General features: G+C 65.1%; 1 protein-coding gene. It reads right to left on the reverse strand.

Translation table 11 applies throughout. From position 1 onward, the window contains the following. On the reverse strand, positions 1–421 hold a 421-nt coding region (locus RVY79_RS17570), incomplete at both ends, for an ATP-binding cassette domain-containing protein (RefSeq protein WP_317465777.1).

The following is a 421-nucleotide window of genomic DNA, read 5'->3' on the forward strand; positions in this document are numbered from 1 at the left end:
GGCCACGAACGTGCTGGCCGGACGCGAGTACACCTCCAGCGGCGTGCCGATCTGCTCGACCCGGCCGCCATTGAGCACCATCATGCGATCAGCCAGCGTCATGGCTTCAACCTGATCGTGCGTCACGTACAGGCTGGTGGTGCGCAGGCGCCGATGCAGATCCTTCAGCTCCAGGCGCATCTGCACGCGCAGCTTAGCGTCGAGGTTGGAGAGCGGCTCGTCGAACAGGAACACAGCCGGTTCACGCACGATGGCGCGGCCCATGGCCACGCGCTGGCGTTGGCCGCCCGAGAGCTGACGCGGCTTGCGATCGAGCAGCTTGCCGAGTTCGAGAATGCCCGCTGCCTGTTCGACGCGCGCCTGGATATCGCTCTTGGGCAAGCCGCGAATCTTCAGGCCATACGCCATGTTGTCGAACACG

Origin of the sequence: Chromohalobacter sp. HP20-39, from assembly GCF_033052815.1 — a bacterium.
Classification (GTDB): domain Bacteria; phylum Pseudomonadota; class Gammaproteobacteria; order Pseudomonadales; family Halomonadaceae; genus Chromohalobacter.